The organism is Arenibacter lacus, from assembly GCF_008711145.1.
GTDB classification, from domain to species: Bacteria; Bacteroidota; Bacteroidia; order Flavobacteriales; family Flavobacteriaceae; genus Arenibacter; species Arenibacter amylolyticus.
In genome coordinates this window covers 1-1838 of the sequence record NZ_VVIN01000150.1, presented here as the reverse complement: position 1 = coordinate 1838, position 1838 = coordinate 1, and the positions used below count along the sequence as shown (strand labels likewise).

Below are 1838 nucleotides of genomic sequence, written 5' to 3'. Positions count from 1 at the left end.
CATCGGGGTTTTTGGAACTAATGAAGGCTTGGAAGATGATCCAGATGGATTCTTCTTACCTCCACCAAAACCAAGATTGCACGAATTATTCTATATAGAGGGCGCCAAGAAATCGGGGATCCCGGTTATTCCTGGTCGACTCTCCATGCTTACCAAGAAATTGAACAACGACCGTGGGGTTTGTTTCTATTGCGGGCAGTGTAATAGAGCCTGTTCCGTATATGCGGATTTCTCCGCTGGGACGTGTTTGATCTTCCCAGCCCAGAAGAGCGGGGGAAAGGTCAAGATATTCGTAAACTCCGTAGTGCGCGAAGTGACCACCAATGAAGAAGGGAAAGCCACGGGCGTATCCTATATCAGTAAGGACGACCGTAAAGAGTATAAATTAAAGGGGAAAGTAGTAGTCCTTGCAGCTTCGGCATGTAGCTCCGCAAGAATCCTATTAAATTCCAAGAGCAAGCAACACCCTAATGGCTTGGGGAATAGCAGTGACCTTATTGGAAAGTACTTGCACGATTCCACCGGAGCCAGTAGGGCAGCCTTTATCCCGGGACTAATGAACAGAAAAACTTCCTATAACGAAGACGGAGTGGGAGGTATGCACGTATACTCACCATGGTGGGGAGACAATTCCAAATTGGATTTCCCGAGAGGGTATCATATTGAAGTTTGGGGTGGTATGGGAATGCCAAACTATGGTTTTGGATATAACCCGAACGATTTTAATAAGTTTTTCGGCCTAAAGGTGGGAGGATATGGCGATAGCCTACGAGAGGACGTGAAGAAATACTACGGATCCGTAATCGGATTCGGAGGTAGAGGGGAAGGTATTGCCAGAAAGGATAACTACTGTGAGATAGACCCTACTACCGTGGACAAATACGGAATCCCAGTGTTGAAGTTCAACTATAAGTGGTCCGATTTTGAGCGTAATCAGGCGAAACATATGCAGGATACCTTTGAGGAATTGATCCATAACATGGGAGGACATGCCTTAGGGGAGAAACCTGGTAAGGATCGTGATTACGGATTGGAGGCTCCGGGTAGAATTATCCATGAGGTGGGAACCACTAGGATGGGGAACGATCCCAAGACTTCCGTGACCAACAAATTCCAGCAACTACACGATGTGGACAACGTATTTATTGTGGATGCCGGACCCTTTGTTTCCCAAGCCGATAAGAACTGTACCTGGACCATTATGGCGTTGTCTTGGAGAGCGTCAGATTACATTATCGAACAATTGAAACAGCAAAATATCTAGAAGATGGATAGGAGAAAAAGTATACAGACAATGATTTTGGGCGTCGGTGCCGCCGGTTTGGCGTTTCACGGATGTACCCCAGAAACTAAAGCACCTGCTGAGGAAGAAATAATCAAGGGAGCCGAAGGTTTCTACGGAAGAACACCCGAAGAATTGGAACGCGATGCGGAGTTGCATGAGGAACAGCTTTTTAACGAGCACGAGATGGAGACCATCGCCGCACTCAGCACCGTAATCCTTCCCCCAAAGGAGCCGTTTGGCGGACCGATCGAGGCAGAAGTACCGGAGTTTATCGAGTTTATCGGTAAAGACCTACCTACCATGCAGATGACCTTACTGGGCGGATTAATGTGGTTAGATCATAAGAGTAATACAGAATTTGGGGTGGAGTTTAAATCGGCTACCTTAGATCAGCAAAAGCAGATCTGTGATACCATTTGTTTCCACGATCCTGATGTACCATTAAATCAGCAGCCATTGGAAATTCAGTTTTTCCATATGTTCCGCGGACTTACCGTTACTGGATACTACACCTCCAAAGTGGGGATTGCAGATTTGGGGTATAAGGGGAATT

Annotated in this window: 2 protein-coding genes; both read left to right on the top strand. The window is 46.5% G+C overall.

The window, feature by feature from the left end; translation table 11 throughout:
• The coding region (locus F1E73_RS16850; protein WP_150452644.1) for a GMC oxidoreductase at nucleotides 1–1264 on the top strand (1264 nt) is incomplete at its 5' end.
• Between the two features lie 3 nt (nucleotides 1265–1267).
• The coding region (locus F1E73_RS16845) for a gluconate 2-dehydrogenase subunit 3 family protein (RefSeq protein WP_150452643.1) at nucleotides 1268–1838 on the top strand (571 nt) is incomplete at its 3' end.